Origin of the sequence: Mycobacterium sp., assembly GCF_032161845.1 — a bacterium.
In the GTDB taxonomy this organism is placed as follows: domain Bacteria; phylum Actinomycetota; class Actinomycetes; order Mycobacteriales; family Mycobacteriaceae; genus Mycobacterium.
Genome location: NZ_JAVRQA010000022.1, coordinates 1 through 3931, shown reverse-complemented (window position 1 = coordinate 3931; position 3931 = coordinate 1). Strand labels below are relative to the sequence as shown.

6 protein-coding genes are annotated in these 3931 nt (G+C 65.4%); 4 read left to right on the top strand and 2 right to left on the bottom strand.

Features of this window, described 5'->3' with window-relative positions:
• The 3 genes from atpD to QOD90_RS01360 all read left to right on the top strand — a co-directional run.
• Positions 1–929: F0F1 ATP synthase subunit beta (gene atpD / locus QOD90_RS01370; RefSeq protein ID WP_526345915.1), on the top strand; the 929-nt coding region annotated here is incomplete at its 5' end.
• A 3-nt stretch (positions 930–932) separates the two neighbouring features.
• A complete protein-coding gene (locus tag QOD90_RS01365) occupies positions 933–1298 on the top strand; it encodes a F0F1 ATP synthase subunit epsilon (RefSeq protein ID WP_526345913.1) in 366 nt (121 codons plus the stop codon).
• Positions 1299–1305: 7 nt separating this feature from the next.
• Complete coding sequence (locus QOD90_RS01360; protein WP_526345911.1) at positions 1306–1752, top strand: DUF2550 family protein; 447 nt, start codon at positions 1306–1308, stop codon at positions 1750–1752.
• Here QOD90_RS01360 and QOD90_RS01355 read toward each other — a convergent pair.
• Positions 1749–2324: a cob(I)yrinic acid a,c-diamide adenosyltransferase gene (locus tag QOD90_RS01355; protein ID WP_526345909.1), complete on the bottom strand. Its 576-nt coding sequence runs from the start codon at positions 2322–2324 to the stop codon at positions 1749–1751. The two genes, QOD90_RS01360 and QOD90_RS01355, sit on opposite strands and share 4 nt — an antisense overlap.
• Positions 2325–2393: 69 nt before the next feature.
• Here QOD90_RS01355 and murA point away from each other — a divergent pair, with 69 nt between their 5' ends.
• Complete coding sequence (gene murA, locus QOD90_RS01350) at positions 2394–3647, top strand: UDP-N-acetylglucosamine 1-carboxyvinyltransferase (RefSeq protein WP_526345907.1); 1254 nt, start codon at positions 2394–2396, stop codon at positions 3645–3647.
• Between the two features lie 88 nt (positions 3648–3735).
• Here the strand turns inward: murA and QOD90_RS01345 are convergent.
• The coding region (locus QOD90_RS01345) for a hypothetical protein (RefSeq protein ID WP_526345905.1) at positions 3736–3931 on the bottom strand (196 nt) is incomplete at its 5' end.

Genomic DNA, 3931 nt, shown 5'->3' with positions numbered 1-3931 from the left:
CGGTGCTCATCCAGGAGATGATCAACCGCATCGCCCGCAACTTCGGTGGTACGTCGGTGTTCGCCGGCGTTGGGGAGCGCACCCGCGAGGGCAACGACCTGTGGGTCGAGCTCGCCGACGCCGACGTCCTCAAGGACACCGCGCTGGTGTTCGGGCAGATGGACGAGCCGCCAGGCACCCGTATGCGCGTCGCCCTGTCGGCGCTGACCATGGCCGAGTACTTCCGCGACGAGGCCCAGCAGGACGTGTTGTTGTTCATCGACAACATCTTCCGGTTCACGCAGGCCGGTTCCGAGGTCTCGACGCTGCTCGGCCGCATGCCGTCGGCGGTGGGTTACCAGCCGACCTTGGCCGACGAGATGGGTGAGCTGCAGGAGCGCATCACCTCGACCCGTGGCCACTCGATCACCTCCATGCAGGCCGTGTACGTGCCCGCCGACGACTACACCGACCCGGCACCCGCCACGACGTTCGCCCACTTGGATGCCACCACGGAGCTTTCCCGTGCGGTGTTCTCGAAGGGCATCTTCCCGGCGGTGGACCCGCTGGCGTCGAGCTCGACGATCCTGGACCCGGCGGTGGTCGGCGACGAGCACTACCGCGTCGCGCAGGAAGTCATCCGAGTCCTGCAGCGCTACAAGGACCTTCAGGACATCATCGCCATCCTCGGTGTCGACGAATTGTCCGAAGAGGACAAGCAGTTGGTCAACCGCGCACGACGCATCGAGCGCTTCCTGAGTCAGAACATGATGGCGGCCGAGCAGTTCACCGGTCAGCCGGGCTCGACCGTCCCGCTGAAGGAGACCATCGAGGCCTTCGACAAGCTCACCAAGGGCGACTTCGACCACCTGCCCGAGCAGGCGTTCTTCCTCATCGGCGGTCTCGACGATCTGGCCAAGAAGGCCGAGACCTTCGGCGCGAAGCTGTGACCCATGGCTGAGATTCACGTCGAGATCGTCGCCGTCGAGCGCGAATTGTGGTCGGGGGACGCGACGTTCGTGTTCACCCGCACCACCTCGGGCGAGATCGGCATCCTGCCTCGGCACATCCCGCTGGTGGCCCAACTGGTCGACGACGCCATGGTGCGCGTCGAGCGGGAGGGTGAGGACGACCTTCGCATCGCCGTCGACGGTGGCTTCCTGTCCGTCACGGACGAAGCCGTCCGAATCCTGGTCGAGAATGCTCAGTTGGAATCGGAGATCAACGCCGACGAAGCCAAGCAGGACGCCGAGTCGGACGACGAGCGCACCGCAGCGTGGGGCAGGGCGCGGTTACGCGCCCTAGGCGAGCTCGACTGAGTTGACGATGAGCGCGTCCATGCTGTTCATGGTCGCGCTGATCGGCGTGCTGTTGCTGGTCGTCCTCGCGCTGACGTATCGGCTGTGGAAGTTGCGACAGGTGGGCGGCTCCGCCGCGATCCTGCGTGACGTGCCCGCCGTCGGCGGACATGGTTGGCGCCACGGAGTGGTGCGCTACCGCGGCGGTGAAGCGGGTTTCTACCGCCTGTCGAGCCTGCGGTGGTGGCCGGACCGTCGGCTGTCCCGCCGCGGCATCGAAGTGGTCTCGCGGCGTTCACCACGCGGCGACGAGTTCGACATCATGACAGCCGAGATCGTCGTCCTCGAGCTGCGCGATACCGATCCCGAAAGTCGCAGGGGCTATGAAATCGCCCTCGACCGTGGGGCTTTGACCGCTTTCACGTCTTGGCTCGAGTCGCGGCCATCCCCGCGCGCACGCCGGCGGATGAACTAGCGCGCCGGCCCGCCCGGCTGCCAGAGCACGTCACCGTCGGGGTTGGCGACGCGCGACAGGATGAACAGCAGGTCCGACAGTCGATTGAGGTACTTGGCTGGCAGCACGCTCACCGAGTCGCCGTGTGCCTCGATCGCCCGCCAAGCCGAGCGCTCCGCACGGCGCGTCACCGTCCGCGCGACGTGCAGAAGCGCCGACAATGTGGTGCCACCGGGCAGGACGAACGAATTCAGTGCCGGCAGAGGTTCATTGAACTCATCGCACCAGTTCTCGAGTCGGTCGACGTAGTCCTGGGTGATCCGCAGCGGCGGGTGTTCGGGGTTCTCGACCACCGGGGTGGACAGGTCCGCCCCCGCGTCGAAGAGGTCGTTCTGAATTTGCCGCAGCACGCCTAGAACCCGCTCGTCGGGGGCGCCCAACGAGACGGCGACCCCGATCGCGGCATTCGACTCGTCGCAGTCGGCGTAGGCCTCGAGCCGGGGATCATTCTTGGAGACCCTGCTGAAATCGCTCAGCCCGGTCGATCCGTCGTCGCCGGTTCGGGTGTAGATGCGGGTCAGGTGGACTCCCATGGGAAAACCGTACTCGGGCCGGCCGGGCGAAACAGACTTCGGTCGCGTGCGCTGTTTACACTGAGCCGCGTGACCGAGCGATTCGTGGTGACCGGTGGTACCCGGTTATCGGGCGAAGTAGCCGTCGGCGGTGCCAAGAACAGCGTGCTGAAACTCATGGCCGCATCGCTCCTGGCCGAGGGCACCAGCACGATCACCAACAGTCCCGACATTCTGGACGTCCCCTTGATGGCGGAGGTGCTCCGCGGGCTGGGGGCCACCGTCGAACTTGAGGGTGACACGGTCCGGATCACCTCGCCCGACGAGCTGAAGTACGACGCCGACTTTGCGGCCGTGCGTCAGTTCCGCGCCTCGGTGTGCGTCCTTGGCCCGCTCGTCGGCCGATGCAAGAAGGCCAGGGTGGCACTCCCGGGTGGTGACGCGATCGGTTCGCGGCCGCTCGACATGCACCAGGCGGGCCTGCGGCAGCTCGGCGCGCGCTGCAACATCGAACACGGATGTGTGGTCGCCGAGGCAGATCATCTGCGCGGCGCGGAGATTCAACTGGAGTTTCCGTCGGTCGGCGCCACGGAGAACATCTTGATGGCCGCCGTCCTCGCCGAGGGCGTCACGACGATCCACAACGCTGCGCGTGAGCCGGACGTGGTGGACCTCGTCACGATGCTGAATCAGATGGGTGCCCAGATCTCTGGGGAGGGCTCGTCGACGATGACCATCACGGGGGTCGATCGGCTGTATCCCACCGAGCATCGGGTGATCGGTGACCGCATCGTCGCTGCGACCTGGGGTATCGCGGCCGCCATGACGCGGGGCGACATCTCGGTGACGGGCGTCGACCCGCAGCATCTGCAGTTGGTGCTGCACAAGCTGCACGACGCGGGTGCCACCGTGACTCAAGACGACAACGGCTTCCGCATCGTCCAGTACGAGCGGCCCAAGGCGGTCAACATGGCCACGCTGCCGTTCCCCGGGTTCCCGACGGATCTGCAGCCCATGGCGATCGGGCTGGCCTGCATCGCCGATGGCACGTCGATGATCACCGAGAACGTCTTCGAGGCCCGCTTCCGGTTCGTGGAGGAGATGATCCGGCTCGGCGCCGACGCCCGGACCGACGGTCACCACGCGGTCGTTAGGGGCATTCCGCAGCTGTCGAGCGCACCGGTGTGGGCCTCCGACATTCGAGCCGGCGCCGGCCTGGTGCTGGCTGGTCTCGTCGCCGATGGCGACACCGAGGTGCACGACGTGTTCCACATCGATCGCGGCTACCCGCTGTTCGTCGAGAACCTCGCCAGCCTCGGGGCTGAAATCGAGCGCGTGACATAGCTTTTCGGCCAGAACGGGCCCTTGGCGTGCGGTTTTGGGATATGCGCTCGCGCCATGTAGTCTCTATTCAGTGCCTACGGCCCCGGTCTTAGACCGGAAGGACGAGGATTGACGTTCCCGCCAAGATCAAGTATCTTGGCAGGGTTGCCTGAAATCCGGGTGTGTTGTTTGAGAACTCAATAGTGTGTTTGGTGGTTTTTGTTTGTTGTTTTTGGCCATCCTCGTGGGGGACTCCTCGTCTTCCTTTGGTGGGGGTGGTTTGTTTTTTTGATGCCAGTTTTTGG